Source organism: Pseudomonas sp. OV546 (assembly GCF_900116845.1).
Lineage (GTDB): Bacteria > Pseudomonadota > Gammaproteobacteria > Pseudomonadales > Pseudomonadaceae > Aquipseudomonas > Aquipseudomonas petroselini.
Genome location: NZ_FPCE01000012.1, coordinates 114,153 through 131,491, shown reverse-complemented (window position 1 = coordinate 131,491; position 17,339 = coordinate 114,153). Strand labels below are relative to the sequence as shown.

General features: G+C 59.6%; 14 protein-coding genes. 10 read left to right on the top strand and 4 right to left on the bottom strand.

Annotation, left to right across the window (positions count from 1 at the left end):
• Positions 1-158 precede the first annotated feature (158 nt).
• From BM403_RS24175 to BM403_RS24140, 8 genes are all read left to right on the top strand, one after another.
• A complete protein-coding gene (locus BM403_RS24175) occupies positions 159-5,246 on the top strand; it encodes a dermonecrotic toxin domain-containing protein (RefSeq protein ID WP_093545364.1) in 5,088 nt (1,695 codons plus the stop codon).
• 161 nt (positions 5,247-5,407) lie between these two features.
• Positions 5,408-6,403: a FecR family protein gene (locus tag BM403_RS24170; RefSeq protein WP_093545361.1), complete on the top strand. Its 996-nt coding sequence runs from the start codon at positions 5,408-5,410 to the stop codon at positions 6,401-6,403.
• Between the two features lie 329 nt (positions 6,404-6,732).
• Complete coding sequence (locus BM403_RS24165; protein WP_093545358.1) at positions 6,733-7,182, top strand: hypothetical protein; 450 nt, start codon at positions 6,733-6,735, stop codon at positions 7,180-7,182.
• Positions 7,182-7,733, top strand: a complete 552-nt coding sequence (locus BM403_RS24160) for a hypothetical protein (protein ID WP_012723890.1) — start codon at positions 7,182-7,184, stop codon at positions 7,731-7,733. Before BM403_RS24165 ends, BM403_RS24160 begins: the two co-directional genes overlap by 1 nt.
• A 67-nt stretch (positions 7,734-7,800) precedes the next feature.
• Positions 7,801-8,544, top strand: a complete 744-nt coding sequence (locus BM403_RS24155; RefSeq protein ID WP_012723889.1) for a hypothetical protein — start codon at positions 7,801-7,803, stop codon at positions 8,542-8,544.
• A 75-nt stretch (positions 8,545-8,619) separates the two neighbouring features.
• Positions 8,620-9,300, top strand: coding sequence for a C39 family peptidase (locus BM403_RS24150; RefSeq protein ID WP_012723888.1), 681 nt, complete (start codon positions 8,620-8,622; stop codon positions 9,298-9,300).
• Between the two features lie 39 nt (positions 9,301-9,339).
• Positions 9,340-10,086, top strand: a complete 747-nt coding sequence (locus BM403_RS24145; protein WP_012723887.1) for a hypothetical protein — start codon at positions 9,340-9,342, stop codon at positions 10,084-10,086.
• Between the two features lie 49 nt (positions 10,087-10,135).
• Positions 10,136-11,440, top strand: coding sequence for a hypothetical protein (locus BM403_RS24140; RefSeq protein ID WP_012723886.1), 1,305 nt, complete (start codon positions 10,136-10,138; stop codon positions 11,438-11,440).
• Positions 11,441-11,569: 129 nt separating this feature from the next.
• On the opposite strand, the gene BM403_RS24135 is transcribed toward BM403_RS24140, so the two are convergent.
• Complete coding sequence (locus BM403_RS24135; protein ID WP_012723885.1) at positions 11,570-12,895, bottom strand: sigma-54 dependent transcriptional regulator; 1,326 nt, start codon at positions 12,893-12,895, stop codon at positions 11,570-11,572.
• 342 nt (positions 12,896-13,237) lie between these two features.
• Between BM403_RS24135 and BM403_RS24130 the strand changes: the two genes are divergently transcribed.
• A complete protein-coding gene (locus tag BM403_RS24130; RefSeq protein WP_012723884.1) occupies positions 13,238-13,498 on the top strand; it encodes a hypothetical protein in 261 nt (86 codons plus the stop codon).
• Between the two features lie 66 nt (positions 13,499-13,564).
• Here the strand turns inward: BM403_RS24130 and BM403_RS24125 are convergent, their stop codons facing one another.
• From BM403_RS24125 to gnd, 3 genes are read right to left on the bottom strand one after another with little or no spacing between them, the layout of a single operon-like run.
• Positions 13,565-14,389 (bottom strand): HAD family hydrolase, encoded by an 825-nt coding sequence (locus tag BM403_RS24125; RefSeq protein ID WP_093545355.1) that lies wholly within the window; start codon positions 14,387-14,389, stop codon positions 13,565-13,567.
• Positions 14,386-15,909 carry a glucose-6-phosphate dehydrogenase gene (gene zwf / locus BM403_RS24120; protein WP_093545352.1) on the bottom strand — a complete coding sequence of 508 codons (1,524 nt, stop codon included), beginning with the start codon at positions 15,907-15,909 and terminating at the stop codon, positions 14,386-14,388. The genes BM403_RS24125 and zwf overlap by 4 nt, the downstream gene beginning before the upstream one ends.
• Positions 15,906-16,889, bottom strand: a complete 984-nt coding sequence (gnd, locus tag BM403_RS24115) for a phosphogluconate dehydrogenase (NAD(+)-dependent, decarboxylating) (protein ID WP_093545349.1) — start codon at positions 16,887-16,889, stop codon at positions 15,906-15,908. Before gnd ends, zwf begins: the two co-directional genes overlap by 4 nt.
• A gap of 269 nt (positions 16,890-17,158) precedes the next feature.
• On the opposite strand from gnd, the gene BM403_RS31685 reads away from it, so the two are divergent.
• On the top strand, positions 17,159-17,338 hold the full coding sequence (locus BM403_RS31685) for a DUF6026 family protein (protein ID WP_012723880.1): 180 nt from the start codon (positions 17,159-17,161) through the stop codon (positions 17,336-17,338).
• Position 17,339: the final 1 nt, after the last annotated feature.

Sequence of the window (17,339 nt, the reverse complement as noted above, 5' to 3'; positions counted from 1 at the left end):
CGGCACCCTCGATTAAACAGGGTTTCCCTCGCGGCTGTCGACCACCGCGCGCCGCGCGCACCAGACATATCTACTGCCGGGCCGCTGTACCGCGCTTTAGCCTCAAGACTCACCGGACGGGGCCGTCGCACCGTCTGAACGTCTTTAAGGAACGCCTCATGAGCCAGGTACAACCGCCTTACTTTTTTACCGAAGCCTTGCGCACAGGCTGGAAGGAACGCGAACGCGAACGGCACTTCAGCATCACCGCCAAGGACATCGGGTTTCTGCGCAACCTGTCATTCGCCACCGACGCCACGCGACGCGCGCAAGAACCGCCGATGATCGCCCAAGCCCTCTGGCTGAACAAAAACACCCCGTCGGCGCTGGAGCTGGCGGGCAGCTTCATGATGAGTTCGACAGGCGACTACACCCCGGCGTTTCTCTATACGCCCTACGGAGGTTTGGAGAAGTTCGATAACCGTGCACGCTTGCTCGTCGAGCTGACCGAACGACTCAGGGACGCCACACAAGCGGATGACCTGTTGCAGTTCATCGCGTTGGGCACACGCGCCGGCTTGATCCTGGACAACCGCCTGGTGCTGACGGCCGAGGATATTGCACAGGATGTTTTCCAGGCGCAAAAAAAAGCCCTGGACCACCAGCAAACGCTCAACCTGCAGGCGGTGCTCGCCGAGCTGGTTAAACTGCCCAGCCTGGAGACGATGCTTCAGGACCTGCTCAAAAGCGTGTTTCGCCCACTCCTGCCCACGCTCGACCCCAGCCGCGCGCGGGTCAACTTTTTCAAGGTGAGGCCCACCGACGGTGAACCTCGACAATGGGTCAATTCGCTGCCGATCACCGATGCACTGCTGTTGCGCTATCGTCAGCAGGCTTGGCCCGTGGGGCAGACACGTGAGTTTTTCCATCCCCAATACACCCCCGTATCCAAAGCACTGACCCCGTGGGAAAACGGCCTGGAACAGGCGTCACGGCAGTTGTCGTCGTTCTTGCAAAACACCTTGGAGACTTTCTGGAACACCGACACGCCACACGGCACCTCGCGTCGCACATTCCTGGCACAAACGATGGCGCACAAGGCCCGGATCGATCTACTGCTCAAACGCCAGGACGCGATCATCACCCCTGAAGAAGCGGATGAACTGGCCGCCCTGTTCCTCCCTGACGGTGTTCCGCGCGCCCAGGCCAGTGGCGGGCTGCGCTGGGAGACCGTGCGGTTCTGGGAACACGCGGCGCATGGTGTCGAGTTGACCAGCTGCGTGATGATTGGCAACGCCCACACCTGGTTTTACTCGCCGCCCAAAGGGCTGCAAGTGCTGGCCGACCACGCCGACCTGATCCAGACCTTGAAGGCGATGGTGAAGGCGCCCGCCTATGAAGACGATGTCTACAACTTTATGTCCCTGGAGGAGCGCCTGCTGTTTATCGGCTTTACCGAGCCTCAGGTCACCGGCAATCTCATCGTCGGCAACGTGTTCGAACACTTGATGGAACGCATCATTGATAAGCAGGTAAACAACCTGATCTATGTGCTCGGCCAGTTCCGTCGCGAACGCGGCGATATCAACCTCTCGGCGCTGCTGGACCATGCCCTGGACGTGCGCTTCATGGTCGACGACCGGCTTCTGGCGCTGGACAGCGCACAGCGCTGGACCACTCACTCCGTATTGGCCGACCCCACGCGGCCGGTGTCGGCCGCCGCCAAGCGCGCAGAACGGCTGTACAAACAACTGATTGATATCCCAAAGGCACTGGAAGACCTGATGAAGCCATTGCCCTCGGTCATGGACCCGCTGATCGATAACTTGAGACAGCGTGAGCGCCAACAGCTCGATCCGGCACGGGTATTCATCAATCGCTACGCTGACAGCGCCGACCAGCGTGCCGTGGCGTTGCCTCTGGAAAGCCAAAGCCTGGAGGATCACTTCATCGGCCGCCTGGCCGAAGGTCTCGGACCGGTTCCCGAGACCCGTCATTACGGCGTTTATCAGCCACGCAACGGCAATCATGCCGAGAAACTGTCCAACCTGGACGTCAAGGCCCTCAATCGGATGGTCGAGGGCGTGCTGACTCATTTTAAACACCAGGACATCGGCGACATTCCCCGTGCACGCCTTGAAAGCCTGTTGCCGCTGATGGGCGACATGATGTCCAAGGCAATATTGAGCCAGGCGCACCTGCGGCGCCTGAACAAGAGCTTGGACGCCAGGGACGAGTCGATCATCCAGGCCGTTTTTGACAGCGACACCCCCGACCGCCGTCGACGGGAGGACCTCCAAGGGTTCATCCCGGATGTCTACTGCGTCACCGTCGAACGTGAAGGGCAAAGCCTGCGCCACCGCTTGGCCAATTGCCTGATGCTCACCGAACGCGGCGGCCTGGACCACCATCACTCGGGCCGCGCGATTCTCTGGACCCCGGCGTGGGGCCTGGAAAGCTTCGCGTCCCCGTCGCTGGCGAAAGAACAACTCAAGGCGCGGCTGGAAGATCCCGACGCACGCCTGGCGCTCCTGGAAAACCTTGACCCGCGCCAACGCCTGCCCCATGCCAGATATACCTTGGGGGCGTTCTGGCTGATCACCGAGCCCATCAGTGAAAACCGCCAGCAGTCGTGGATCGACCACTACATCGCACACAGGGCGCAGTGGCTGGCACAGAAGCCGACCGGCAAGGCATTCTTGAATCGTTTAGCCGTGCTTCCCGCGTCGCCCCTGGAGGGCGCCGCGCAGCTCGCGCATTATTTTGTCACGCAACGCTCGCTGCCGGCTTGGTTGGGCATGGCGCCACCTGATGAGCAGCGCCACCATGCCGAGTTGCTGGAACAATACCGACGCAACACCCTGGATGAGAAAGACTACCTGTATGAGCTGTTCTCGTTGCGCCAGCATGTCCACGACACGCTCAGCGACATGCTGGTGGACGACGCCCTTTACCCCGAAGACGTGTTTATAACGCCAACACTTGCGTTGGGTGGGCAGCGGCAGAACCTCGTCGATTACGCCCTGGCGCACATCAACGAGCAGGCGAGTTCCTTCACCGTGGAATCGGGCGCCAAGACCCTGACCGAATCGACTGTCCGCCAACTCCTCGCGAACTTGAAGATTGCCAAGGACGGTCAGGACCGTCTCAAGGAAAAAATGGAAACCGACCAACCGGGCGCCCAGGCGCGTGAGCGGCGTTTCGTCCAGCAATTGCCGTGGCAGCTGTTGCAACACGCCCATGCGCTGAAACTGCAGGAGCAGTTATCGGACGCCGGCTACACCCTGATTCGCCAGGTATTCGACATGCCGGACGCCATCGCGCGAGCCGCCGTCGACGGTGCCACGGCGAGTATTCGCCCCCTTGAAATGATTGCGACACCTCGCGCCAGCATCGCCAAGGCGCTGGGCCTTTATCTGATCAGTGCCGGCACCACAGGCCCGTTGATTCTCTATGCACCGTACTACCCAAGCCACTGTTTCAAGGAGTTCGAGAGCACGGCGCAGTTTCTCAACCAACTGAATGTACCCGGCAGGCTGCAAGACTGGATCGTTGCCCACCTGCTGGGTGCGCACAAGGCCACGTATAAAAACCTGCTGGCGGGTACCAAAGGTGCGACATCGGAAATCACCTTGGCCAATCAGCCGATCAAGGGCCACGCCATCAAACAGCTGTACCAGGATAACCGGCAGGTGATGGGACGCATGCTTGAGCATCAGCTTGACCCTGATGGCCAAGACTTCTGGGACACCATCAAGCACCTGTTGAGCAGTGGCGTGCAGCGCGCGGCAAGGTTCTTACCGGGCAAACTGCAGCTACCCTTGCTGATCTGGCAGAGCTACACCCTGTTCAAGGACTCGGCCGAGGCCCTGCAACAGCACCATTGGCAGGATGCACTGCGCTCGTTCATCTTCGGTGTTGCGCAAATGGCGACGGTGGAGCAATTAGTGCGCACGCCGGTGCCCAAGGCGCAACCGCCGGTGTTCAACGAGGTGGATGAACGCGACCTGAAAACCCCTGCAGCCCCGATCGCGCCAACCCTCACGGACATCGACGTGACAGACCCCAGGCGTACGCGCCTGCAATCCTACGAAGTCAACGATGTAGCCTTGGCGGACTTGCACATACAGCCGAAAACCGGGCTTTACGCCACCTCCGATGGCAAAGCGCTCTACGGCGCAGTGGAAGGTAAGGTCTACCCGATCAAACACGCCAAGCGACTGCGAATAGCCGGCAAAGCCCCCGGCAGCGACGGCCCCCTGGTGTCCAGTACCCGTCTGCAGCGTCTGGTCCTGGAGCCGCACAATCACAGGCTGCAATACGGCAAGGCGCTTTCGCGACTGGGTAATCGCTACGTGACCCGCTTTAACGCAAAGATGTTCTTGAACATCGAAGCGACGGGTATGGAAGAGATTCGCCGCCTGTATCCCACCAAGGCCATGCAGATCATCGAAGCGCTGGATCTGGCGCGTTTCTATGCGTTCAACGCCATGCACAACCTGGTGCAACTCAAGCAGCTGACACCCGGTACCCGCCTGGAGGGGTTCCTGAGGCAATTGTTCGACGCCGACAACATCGACGAAAGCATGCTGAAAAAAATGAGAAAAGTCCTGATCCCGGTGTGCAAAGCCTTGGTGGACCCCAGCCTTGATCTGTTGAACAGCTCACGGTTCGTGGTGGGCACCGGCAGTGATCCCTCTGAAGGCGTGATAGCGTTCGTCATCGCCAAAGACCAGAGCAAGCAAGTGTTTTTCACCGAACGGTTTTTTGATCAACAACTGCACCAATACACCCATCTATTGACCGAACCGTTCGACATTGACGGCCATGCGCGAGCGGCCACGCTGATTCACGAGTTCGCCCACCTCTACACGCCCGCCCACGATATCAGCACGGCTGAATCACGCCGGCCGTTCTCGGACCTGATCGAAATCTTGACCGTGACCGGCAGGCTCGCCCGCGACAGTTTGCAGCAGATACAGCGCGAAGCCTTGTCATTGGCCACCCCGCGTCACCAGCTGTTCTCACGCTGGAACGACTTCTCCGGCATGTGGGAAAGCTTCGACTCTACGGACTCCGATGACCCCATCTTCAAAGCCGTCCAAAAGTCCACGGGCAGTACGACTGTGGAAGATGCGCGCGACGCGTTTCTGGACAGCACATCACCGGACGCCCGCATTGACACGATTCTGTGCAACGCCGACTCCATCGCTCGTCTTATCTGCGAGATGGGACGCCATCTCGACCCTATACCGACGACACCTTGAACCTAGGAGACTGGACACGCCAATTAATGAGAATGAGTGCTATATGGCAGGTTTCAACCGCTGTATCGCCTAAATTCGTTCAACATTGATGTGCAATCGCCATGACCGCTGTTCTCGTCACGGGCCCGTGAAGTTAGAATGTGGGAAATCAGGATGGGTCAATGCGCGAACAGTCTCTATCAGAAGCCGAATATGACGCGATCACCGATGCCGCTGCGCATTGGTGCATGCGCATGCACGCCGTTGACTGCACGGAGGGCGAACGTCAGGCGTTTACCCAATGGCACAATGCCCATCCGCTGCATGCCTTTGAATATGCGGCCATGCTCGAAATCTGGGACGTCGCCGACCACCTGCCACGCCAAGAACCTGCGCCAGTGGTGGTGCCCTTCAAGCCCCGCAGCCGGGCGCGTACCTACGCAGTGGCAGCGGCGATTTGCCTGGTCGCCCTGCCCCTCGCCGCTTTTACCGGCTGGGAAGCCGGTTGGTTGCCCAGTTCCTATGAGCGCTTCGACGCCACCACGGGTTTACGCCAGGTCACCCTGGGCGATGGCAGCCAGGTGGAACTCAACCTCGGCACCGAGCTGGTCTACAGCAACTACAAGGACCAGCGCCGGGTCACGCTGAACAAGGGCGAGGCGTTCTTCAAGGTCAGCCATGACAACGCCCACCCGTTTATCGTGCGCGCCGGCAATGGCCAGGTACGCGTCACGGGTACCCAGTTCAACGTGTGGAAATACGAAGACCAGGTACGGGTGATGCTGCTCGAAGGCTCGGTACAAATCGCCAGCGACGCGGTACACGGCAGCGTCCCCCTCACGCCCGGCATGCAGGCCAGCTATCAGCAGGGTGACGCCACGCCTCGCGTGCAGCCGATAAACCCGAACGACACCGCACTGGCCTGGCGCCAGGGCAAGCTGATCCTCGACAACCTGGCCCTGGCCGATGCGTTGCCGCTGATCAATCGTTACCTGAGCAAACCGGTGATGCTGGCCGACGCCAGCACCGGGGCGATCCGCATCGGCGGCATCTACAACATCAACGAGGTCAACAACCTCGTGCCCTCCCTGCCCAAGGTGCTGCCGGTCTACTTGACCCAGAACCAGGACGGCAACCCCGTACTCAACTCCATCCCGCGTAAAGCCCCTAAAGGCTGAGTCTTCGCCCTCCGGCGTAGGCTTGCGCGCGTCCGAAGTGTCCGTTTTTTTTACAGCTCCCTGCCCTGAACCGCCCACGGTGAGCGCGTTCATCGTTTTGTCATGCCCGGTGTTTCAACGCTGATACAGGGAGGTGAAGCGGTTGTGCAGTGGCTGGGTAGCCTGGGCTTTAAGGGTCGCTGTCTCACGGCTGATACAGTGCGGCCATCATTTTGCCTCGCATTCAGCGCAACCCATTGAATAACCAAGATAAATAAAAAGCGGCACGGCTTCTGCTCTCTCCCTTACAACGCTGTTTAGGGTCAGCGTGAAGAATAAGGAATGCCGCCGTGATCACACTCACTCAAGGTTCGATGAACGTACTGCTGGTCAGCTGTGTACTCAGCGCCAGCATCAGTCTTCCGACCCTGGCAGGTGACGGCGTGATCGTGACCGGCCGCGACGTACAAGGGCACATGTACGGTCGACCTTCATTCGGTAAAGACCCCTACCCCACCACCGCCAACGCCAATCCAAGCCACGAGATCCTTGGTTCCACGGGTGAGCTCAGTGACATGGACATCGGTGGCATCGCCAGTGGCGCGGGCATTACCCGCGCCATCCTGCCCAACGGAAACATTCCGGGCCTGAACAACACCCAAAACAGTGTCTCAACACTCGGTTCCGGCTCAGTCGCCGGTCACGGAGCCGGGGCTTCCGTGGGTGGGCAGATCAGCGATTCGATCCAGCGTGGCATGGCGCCCTTGAACAACATCGGCAGCATGATGGGGGGCAAATAATGAACCGTTCCCTGCTCCTTCTGGCCCTGCTGGGCAGTGCTTCGGCGATGGCCGACAACACCGCGGTGATCAACAACAGCGGCCAAGCCTACAACGGCAACGTGATGATCAACCAGGCGGCGGGCAACCAGCAGCAAACCGCCAACAACCGCGCCGTCGCACTCGGTGGTCAGGGCACCACCCGCAATATCCAGAACATGAACGGCAAGGTCGACCCCTCTCTGGCCGCCAAGGCAGCGATCGAGGGCACCTCTTTTACCAATGGCAACGGCATGTTGGGCATCAACCAGTCAGCCGGGGCCAATAACCAATCAGTCAATGCCGTGCGGATCAGCATCAACCCTGGCCCGCAAGCCATAGACGACAGCGTCCTGTTGCAACAGAACACGACGACGCTGGCAACCGACTCAGGGCTCACCCCCACCACTGGCAGCCGCCAGGTCGTGACAAGCGACCAGGCCTTCACAGGCAGCCGAGGAGTGATTCAGGTGAACCAGAGTGCTGGGGTGGGGAACCGAGTGGCTAACACCCTGGGCATCACTATCAAGTAACAGCTTGGTAGCACTGGCTAGACCGTACCAACACTTAACCAACTAATTAGAAGCAAGGAGAAACACCATGAAACCTCAAATGGCCCTGAAACCACTGGTTTTCGCTCTCGCCGCCCTGATGGCTGCTGCTGCTCAAGCAGGTGGTGGCTGGCATCCTGCGCCTCAACCAACCGGTGTGGTTGCCTCCGTGGTCACGGATGTACAAAACAGCGTCGGCAACAAGTTTGACGACACCAAAACCGAAAACAACGCCTCTGCCGATGGCTCGGTGACCGGCAATAGCGGTAACGTCGGTGTGAACGTTCAAGCCGGCAGCGGCAACCAAGCCGACAACTCTGGCGCGATTTCCAGCGCCAAAGGCGACTTCGCCACCGTGTTTGCCGTGGTCGATGTGAATCAAAACAGCGGGCTGAACAACTTCGTCAACAAAGGCACGCAAAACAACGCCTCCCTGGACAACTCGGCTAACGGTAACTCCGGCAACCTGGGCTACAACGGCCAGGCCGGTCAAGGCAACCAAGGCAAAAACAACCTGGCGATCACCACGGCTGATGGCAAAAACATCGCAGCGGCCGCCAACACCGAGCAAAACTCGCTCGCCAACAACTACCTCAATACCGCGGCTACCGGGTACGGCCATCACGGCGGCAAACCTCAGTACGTGTCCAACAACTCCAGCCTCGACAACTCGGTTAACCGCAACTCCGGCAACGTGGGTGTGAACCTGCAATCCGGTGCCGGCAACCAAGGCAGCAACAGCCTGTCGATCGGCCAGGGTTGCAGCGTCTGCGCCAGCGGCGTGCGCTTCTGATCCAAAGGGGCCTTGGCAACAAGGCCCTTTTTTACTCCCTGTTTTTTATATCAGTAGCCAGCAGGTCACACGATCATGCGCCTCGCGACCCTCACCCTCCTGATGTTGCTCACCGGCCCTACATGGGCAGGCACCATGGCGATCTCCGCCATGCCTGGCGGTGCAGTCATCTACAAGAAGGTCGAGAGTATCCGTGAGCGCCGGTTCGCCAACCTGGTGGAACAGAAAACCGATTTCAGCTGCGGTGCTGCGGCACTCGCCACCATTCTGCGCCAGGGCTATTGGCTGGACGTAGACGAAGACCACGTCATCAAAGGCATGCTGGTCAATGCGGACCAGGACCTGGTACGCACCCAGGGCTTTTCCATGCTGGACATGAAGCGCTACCTCGAAAGCATCGGCATGCGTGCCCGGGGCTACAAGATCGGGCCAGACACCCTGGTGACCGTGAAGATCCCTGTGGTGGTGCTGCTGGAAATTCGTGGCTACAAGCACTTCGTGGTATTGCAGCGCGCGGACAAGGACTGGGTCTATATCGGCGACCCCGTGCTGGGCCATAAGCGCTATTCACACGACGACTTCGTCAAGGGCTGGAATGGCATCGTTTTCGCCGTGCTGGGTGAAGGCTACGACAAGGCCAATGCCTTGCTCGACCCGCCCACGCCACTGACCGCCAAGAACCAGTTGAATGAGTTCAGGCCCGTAGGCGATGCCGAGCTGATGGATTTCGGTTTCATCCAGAGCGACTTCTTCTAAAGAAGCGCAATAAGGGGCAGGACGCTCCAGGAGCGAAAGATGAACACTTCCCGTTGGCTGACGGTCTTGTGTCTGGCAGCCTCAATGCCCGCTTATGCTTCATCAGGGTTCAAACCGATCGAACTCAAGGATTCGGAAATGGCCGAGCTGCGCGGCCGCTACGTGATGCCGGGGCGGATCATCAGCTTCGGCATTGTCATGAGCAGCACCTGGACCAATGCCGTGGGTGACACCATCACCGGCAAAGCCAGCATGCAAGTCGATTCATCGACCATTACCCCCCAGTTTTATGTGCAGACCACCGGCTCGGCAGGCACAGGTACGAACCAGAATACCGGCACCGGCAACGTCACCGGAGGCGCTGGCCTGGGCACTGGCACCGGCGTGACACAAAGCGTGCGCACCGCCGGCGACGGCAACACGGCGTACAACAATGTCGGTATCAACGTCACTGAAAACGGCTTTGCGCCTTCCAATATTGTGCAATCGGGGCAAGTCTTGGTGGCCGGCGGTACGGTTACCGGCGACAGCGCGGCGGGCCGCGTAAGCGTATCGGCCAACAATGGCGGCTTGCAGATGGCGATCCAGGCCAACCATAACCAAGGCAATAGCCTCCAGCAGATTGGCGGCGGCCAAGTGCTGCAAGGCACGGTGTTGACCGGGAATACCAACTTCGTCAACAACATGACCCAGCTCAACGTGGTAATGGGCAATAACGGACTGAACAACCCGGCGTTGAACTGCAATTTGGATCAACTTAAAGGCCTACGCACTCTCGGTTATTGAACTACGCTGACCCTCGACACTTTCGCATTAGAAAAGGACGGCTTATTTCATGCATCGATCGTTATCGTTACGTGCGGTGGTCTGTTTAAGTACGCTCTTGCCAGCATCCATGCTGTATGCCGCGCCAGACGCCGATATCGAGACCCTCAAACAAGAACTCCTGGAACTCAAGCAGCGGTACGAAGTGCAGCAAAAAGCCCTGGCGGTATTGGAGCAAAGGGTACGCCAGGTTGAGGATCAACCGGCGACACCGGCGCCCAAGCGCCTGGCGAAATCCCCGGCAGACTTCCAGAAGGCCAGCGGTGCAACCGTCGCCGGTACCGGCGCTGCGGCCGCCTCGGGTGGTGCGGGCGGCGGCGGCAGTTCCTATGGTCAGTCTCTCAAGGACGATTCGGCGCCTGCGCAAAGCGTCAGTAACCTCTATAACGAGGCCAGCGGCTTTTTCGGCAATGGCAAGTTCAGCTTTGAAACCGGTGTCACTTATGCGCGTTACGACGCCCGCCAGTTGACGCTTAACGGCTTCCTGGCGCTGGACTCGATCTTCCTCGGCAATATCAACCTGGACCGGATCAAGTCGGACAACTGGACCCTTGACCTGACCGGTCGCTACAACCTCGATAACCGCTGGCAGTTTGATGTGAACGTACCGGTGATCTACCGCGAATCGACCTACCAGTCGGGCGGTGCCGGTAACAATGGCAACGCCACATCGGAAGAGTCGGTGACCCGCGACCCGACCATCGGCGACGTCAACTTCGGCGTGGCGTACAAATTCCTGGATGAAACCCCCACCCTGCCGGATGCGGTGGTGTCGGTACGCGTCAAGGCGCCAACCGGTAAAGAACCCTTTGGCATCAAGCTGGTCAGGTCTACCGCCAACGACAACCTGTATGTCCCGGAAAACCTGCCTACGGGTAACGGTGTCTGGTCGATTACTCCCGGCATATCCCTGGTCAAGACGTTCGACCCGGCCGTGCTGTTTGGTTCGCTGTCCTACACCCACAACTTCGAAGAGTCATTCGATGACATCAGCAGTGACGTCAACCAGAAAGTCGGCGGCAAGGTCAGCCTTGGCGACAGCTTCCAGGTCGGCATGGGCGTTGCCTTCGCGCTGAACGAGAAGATGAGTATGTCGTTCTCAGTCTCCGACCTGATACAGCGCAAGAGCAAGCTCAAACCTAATGGCGGGGATTGGCAATCGGTGGTGTCCAGCGACGCCAACGCCGGCTACTTCAACGTCGGGATGACGATTGCCGCATCGGACAACCTGACGATAGTGCCGAACCTGGCGATCGGGATGACGGATGATGCGCCGGACTTTACGTTCAGCCTGAAGTTTCCGTATTACTTTTGATTGAGGGGGGGGGCTGCTTCGCCGCCCAACGCGGGCGGTGCGACGATTCGAAAAGCCCGTTTACCACAACAACAAAGGAAAAGCCCCGCAACGATAAGGGTCGTTGCGGGGCTTTTCGGTTTACCCGCCCTAGCGGATCTGGTGTTTGTGCAGCAACCGGTAGAACGTGGGCCGGGACACCCCCAGCACGCGGGCGGCGACACTCAGGTTGTCACTGTGCCGGTTGAGCACATCGCACAGTGCCTGGCGTTCGGCGCGGTGCTTGTAGTCTTCCAGTGTAGCCATGGGCGGCGAAATTGCCTGCCGGCCCTGCAATCCCAGATCAACGGCTTCGATTTGACGCCCTTCGGCCAGTACCAGGCCGCGGCGCACGCGGTTGGCCAGCTCGCGGACATTGCCCGGCCAGGCGTGCTCGCCCATGGCGATCAGGGCGTCGTCACTGAAGCTGCGGGGGCGGCGGCCGGTTTCCTGGCTGTAGAACCGTGAAAAGTGGTTGGCCAACATCGCGACGTCGCCATGGCGTTCGCGTAATGGCGCGGTGACCACTTGCAAGACGTTGAGGCGGTAATACAAGTCTTCGCGGAAGGTGCCCTTCTCCACCGCGGCCTCGAGATCGACGTGAGTCGCCGCCAGTACGCGCACATCCACGGGAATCGGTTGGCTGCCGCCCACGCGTTCGATCTGCTTTTCCTGCAGAAAACGCAACAGATTGGCTTGCAGTTCCATCGGCAGATCGCCGATTTCATCGAGAAACAGCGTGCCGCCGTTCGCGGCCTCAATACGTCCGACCTTGCGCTGATGGGCACCGGTGAACGCACCCTTTTCATGCCCAAAAAGTTCGGATTGGATCAAGTGTTCCGGGATCGCCCCGCAGTTGATCGCCACAAACGGTTTGGCGTGGCGCTGGGATTGACGATGCAGGGTCTTGGCCACCAGCTCTTTACCGGTGCCGCTGTCGCCACGGATCAACACCGGGGATTCGGTGGGCGCCAGCTTGGAGAGCAATTTGCGCAGTTCGCGGATCGGCCGACTGTCCCCCAGCAGTTCATGCTCGGGTTCGTCCACCGGCGTCTGGCCCTTGCCCCGTAAGCGTGCCATGCCGAACGCGCGACCCAGGGTCACTTGTACGCGGGCAACGTCGAAGGGCAAAGTATGGAAGTCGAAAAACCACTCGCAGACGAAGTCACCGACGTTCTGCAGGCGCAACACGTCCTGGCTGAGTACGGCGATCCATTCCGTGCCGCTGCGGCCGATCAGCTCCTTGACCGCTTCCGGACGCTCCAGGTGGTAGGGCTGCAGGCGCAACAGGCCGACATCACAGGATCGGTCACCCACCGCTTCCAACGTACAGCTGTCGACGGCCCACCCCGCCGTCCGCAAACCGGGCAACAGACCGTGGCAGTCGTCACAGGGGTCAACCACTAGCAATCGACGTTGAACGGGGGGTCCACCCATGACTGTTCCTTGGCGTCAAAATTGTTAAAGTTATTTAGAAACAACAGTTTGTGACGTCTGCTGCTAACCCTAGCAAGGTCTTGACGCGGGGCTTGTACCGTTTCGCTATAAGTCTGGGCAAAAAGCCACTTCCGCGCGTTTACGCCAAAAAAGTTAGGCACTACCAGAACTTTCATTCAGCTTTCAAAACAGCCGCTTACATGACGCCCATCACTAAAAGTTGAAAATAGTTGCTCTAACATGTGACCCGTACCCCGCCATCGTGCATCAGTACAAGTAACCCGCCGCACGGTCAGCCCAACCGCCGGCACTCACTTGAATGGGCAATGAGAGAGAACCCACATGAACGCCCCGCTCCGCATCAACGAAGCTCTTTTGATCGCAGACCGTGCTTTCCAACCCTTTCAGTGCGTGGCCTGGCACGATGGCAACGGCGCCCTGAGCCTGAGCGTCATCGACCGTACCAATAACCGTATCGGCAGCAAACAACTGTCGTCGAGTGCCTATACCGACCCGGCGCAACTGGAAAACTTGCTGTTGCAAGCGCGTGCCGAGCTCGACAAAGATGGCCACCAGTTGCAGTCTTGGGTAATGCCAAAGTAAGTCGACCGTGTAACTTGCGCGCCATGTGTTAATGGCGCGCAAGTTCAGAGTTAGAACACGCGTCGCTTAGGGTGCCGCGAGAATAAACCGTTCGATTGCTTCGGCGGCGCCATCTTCGATGTTGCTGCCCGTCACCACACTGGCCTGGCGCTTGACGGTTTCTTCCGCCTGCCCCATGGCAATCGACAACCCGGCCACCTGAAACATCGCCGGGTCATTGCCACCATCGCCAATCGCCGCCGTTTGCTCCATGGGCACACCCAGGTGTGCCGCCAAGGTCTTCAAGGCCTCGCCCTTGTTGGCCAGCATCGCGGTCACGTCCAAGTACACCGGTTGCGAACGCGACACCTGGGCCAGCCCCTGCACCTTGGGTTGCAATCGCGCCTCCAGCTCTACCAATAATTGCGTGTTGTGACTCGCGGCGACGATCTTGTCGACCCGGTCCAGGTAGGGCTCGAAACTCTCCACCACCACCGGCCCATAGCCCAGGCCATTCGCCTCGCGCGGCTCCATCGGCCCTGGCGGGTCACGGCGCAGCCAGTCGCCGTCGGTAAACACCCACACTTCCACCTCCGGCTCCGCTGAAAACAGCGCCAGGGTAACCAGCGCCGCTTCCGCCGGCAGATGATGGGCAACCAGGATGCTGCCATCCGGGTTGATCAAGGTGCCGCCATTGAAGCCCGCCACCGGCACATCGATCCCAAAGGTTTCGATCAGGTGCAGCATGGCCTTGGGCGGGCGCCCGCTGGCCAGGCTGAACAACACTCCGGCTTCGCGCAAGGCGCGCACCGCGTCGGCGGTGCGTTGGCTGAGGCTATGATCGGGATGCAGCAAGGTGCCGTCCACGTCACTGAGGATAAAACGGATGGGATGAATCGTTGCGTCACTCATCCGAGGCTGTGCCAGCTGCGGCCATCACGGGCCAGCAAGGCGTCGGCGGCGGCCGGGCCATCCTCACCCGCCTTGTAGGCCTGGATCCCGTCATCTTCCTTCCACGCATCGAGGAATGGCTGCACCGCACGCCAGCCGTTCTCGATGTTGTCGGCACGCTGGAACAAGGTCTGGTCGCCGGTCATGCAGTCGTAGATCAGGGTTTCGTACCCGGTAGACGGTTGCATCTCGAAGAAGTCCTTATAGGCAAAGCCCAACTGGATATTGGCCATGTCCAGAGTCGGCCCCGGCTTTTTCGCCAGCAGGTCGAACCACATGCCCTCATTCGGTTGGATCTGGATCTTCAAGTAGGTGGGCTTGAGCTCATCGACCTCGGTGTCGCGAAACTGCGCATACGGCGCGGGCTTGAAGCAGATGACGATTTCGGTGTCGCGCACGCTCATGCGCTTGCCGGTGCGCAGGTAGAACGGCACGCCGACCCAACGCCAGTTGTCGATCATCACCTTGAGGGCGACGAAGGTCTCGGTGCTGCTGTCAGGCGCCACGTTGGCTTCTTCGCGATAGCCCGGCAATTGTTTACCGCCGATTTCGCCGGCGGTGTACTGCCCGCGTACCGAGTTGGCCCGCGCATCCTCCAGGGACCAAGGGCGTACGGCGCCAATCACCTTGGCTTTCTCGCCGCGCACGGCGTCGGCGCCAAAGGCTGCAGGCGGCTCCATGGCCACCATCGCCAGCAGTTGGAACAGGTGATTGGGCACCATGTCGCGCAACGTGCCGGTTTTTTCGAAGAAATTGCCCCGTGTTTCTACGCCGACGGTTTCGGCGGCGGTGATTTGCACGTGGTCAATGTAATGGTTGTTCCAGAACGCTTCGAACAGCACGTTGGAGAAACGGCTGATCAGGATGTTCTGCACCGTTTCCTTGCCCAGGTAATGGTCGATGCGATAGATCTGCTTCTCGCTCATCACCTTGAGCAGGCTGGCGTTCAGCGCTTCGGCGGTGGCCAGGTCGGAGCCGAAGGGCTTCTCGATGACCACGCGACGGAAACTGTCGTCGGTCTCCGTCAGCAGGCCGGCACTGCCCAGGCGCTGCACCACGTCGCTGAAGAAGCGCGGTGCGGTTGCCAGGTAGAACACCGCGTTGCCGGTGCCGCTGTCGGCGATCTTCTTGCCGATGTCGGCGTAAGTGCTGTCGTCGAGAAAATCGCCCTCGACGTAGCTGATGCCCTTGGCCAATTGCGCCCACAGTTGCGGGTCGAGGGCGTTATCCGCGTTGCCCTTGACCTTGCTCGCGGCCTCGGTACGAATGAAGTCCTCGAGTTTCTTGGCGAAATCGGCATCGCTGATGGCGTTGTGATCAACGCCGACAATGCGCAAGCCATCGGCCAGCAGCCCATCCCGACTGAGGTTGTACAACGCCGGCATCAGCAGGCGCTTTACAAGGTCACCATGGGCACCAAACAGAAACAGGGTGGTGGGCGGAGCGGGTTCGGCCTTGAGTTTCTTGCCGTTGGCGGTCATTTTTTGGAAGTCTCCACGTGACCACCAAAGCCGAAGCGCATGGCAGAGAGCATTTTGTCACCGTAGGTGCTTTGCTGGCGCGAGCGGAAGCGTGCGAACAAGGAGGTGGACAACACCGGTACCGGCACGGCTTGTTCCATGGCGGCTTCGATGGTCCAGCGGCCTTCGCCACTGTCGGCAACCGAGCCGGAATAGCCCTCCAGTTTCGGGTCGGTGGCGAGGGCGTCGGCGGTCAGGTCCAGCAACCAGGACGACACCACACTGCCACGGCGCCAGACTTCGGCGATATCGGCGACGTTGAGGTCGAAGCGCTGGTCTTCCGGCAGGTTTTCCGAGTTCTTGGTCTTGAGGATGTCAAAACCTTCGGCAAACGCCTGCATCATCCCGTACTCGATGCCGTTGTGGATCATCTTGACGAAGTGACCGGAGCCCGCAGGGCCGGCGTGGATATAACCCTGCTCGGCACGCGGGTCGGCGCTGGCGGAGCGGTCCTTGGTGCGCGGAATGTTGCCCAGGCCCGGCGCCAGGCTCTTGAAGATAGGATCAAGGCGCTGCACGGTCTGGGCGTCGCCACCGATCATCATGCAATAGCCACGCTCCAGGCCCCACACGCCGCCGGAGGTACCGACGTCGACATAGTGCAGGCCTTTTTCAGCCAGGGCCTTGGCCCGGCGAACGTCGTCCTTATAGTTGCTGTTACCGCCGTCGATGATTGCATCACCGTCTTCGAGCAGCGTACTCAATTCATTGATGGTGTCTTCAGTGGGCGCGCCTGCCGGCAACATCACCCACACGGTGCGCGGTTTCTGCAGCCCGGCCACCAGCGCCTTGAGGTCGGCAACGCCGGTGGCGCCCTCTTCACTCAGGCCTTTTACAAATGCTTCGTTACGGTCGTAAACAACGGTGGTATGCCCATTGAGCATCAGGCGCCGTGCAATATTCCCGCCCATGCGGCCTAGTCCGATAATCCCCAGTTGCATGTGCTGATGCTCCTAACTACTAAAAAATGTGTGACATAGTTTATAGCGCAATGAGGCTAATGAGGGTTAGTCCAGAGCGGATCCGTGTAGTTTCATGACAAAAAAGTAGCCATCATTTCACCATCACGGTGATAAAAGTCACAGGACCGTCAAAAATAAAAAAGTTCCCTTGTTCCAAAAAAGAATTCAGAATTGCTTCCGACTGATGCCGAGAACCTCGAATCAAGCGTTCTGGCACCGCGATCTACCGGCTATTTGCGAGGTAAGCAATGAGCACAGCACAGATGACCCGCCCGCCACAGACCCTCTACGTCAACATCCGTCGTGATGAGTTGCGTCAGTTGAAGGACGAACGCGATCAACTGCAGCAGGAAGTCCTGCGCCTGCGTTCGCACATCATCCAAGCCCAGCTGGACCAGCCTTCCAGCGCCCAGCCTGCACTCTGCTAAG

Bases quoted from the DNA above. Each gene is read 5' to 3' on its own strand.
- BM403_RS24175 (WP_093545364.1), top strand. From the start codon at position 159: ATGAGCCAGGTACAACCGCCTTACTTTTTTACCGAAGCCTTGCGCACA.
- BM403_RS24125 (WP_093545355.1), bottom strand. From the start codon at position 14,389: ATGAGTGACGCAACGATTCATCCCATCCGTTTTATCCTCAGTGACGTG.
- zwf (WP_093545352.1), bottom strand. From the start codon at position 15,909: ATGACCGCCAACGGCAAGAAACTCAAGGCCGAACCCGCTCCGCCCACC.
- gnd (WP_093545349.1), bottom strand. From the start codon at position 16,889: ATGCAACTGGGGATTATCGGACTAGGCCGCATGGGCGGGAATATTGCA.
- BM403_RS24155 (WP_012723889.1), top strand. From the start codon at position 7,801: ATGAAACCTCAAATGGCCCTGAAACCACTGGTTTTCGCTCTCGCCGCC.
- BM403_RS24145 (WP_012723887.1), top strand. From the start codon at position 9,340: ATGAACACTTCCCGTTGGCTGACGGTCTTGTGTCTGGCAGCCTCAATG.
- BM403_RS24150 (WP_012723888.1), top strand. From the start codon at position 8,620: ATGCGCCTCGCGACCCTCACCCTCCTGATGTTGCTCACCGGCCCTACA.
- BM403_RS24135 (WP_012723885.1), bottom strand. From the start codon at position 12,895: ATGGGTGGACCCCCCGTTCAACGTCGATTGCTAGTGGTTGACCCCTGT.
- BM403_RS24160 (WP_012723890.1), top strand. From the start codon at position 7,182: ATGAACCGTTCCCTGCTCCTTCTGGCCCTGCTGGGCAGTGCTTCGGCG.
- BM403_RS31685 (WP_012723880.1), top strand. From the start codon at position 17,159: ATGAGCACAGCACAGATGACCCGCCCGCCACAGACCCTCTACGTCAAC.
- BM403_RS24130 (WP_012723884.1), top strand. From the start codon at position 13,238: ATGAACGCCCCGCTCCGCATCAACGAAGCTCTTTTGATCGCAGACCGT.
- BM403_RS24170 (WP_093545361.1), top strand. From the start codon at position 5,408: ATGCGCGAACAGTCTCTATCAGAAGCCGAATATGACGCGATCACCGAT.
- BM403_RS24140 (WP_012723886.1), top strand. From the start codon at position 10,136: ATGCATCGATCGTTATCGTTACGTGCGGTGGTCTGTTTAAGTACGCTC.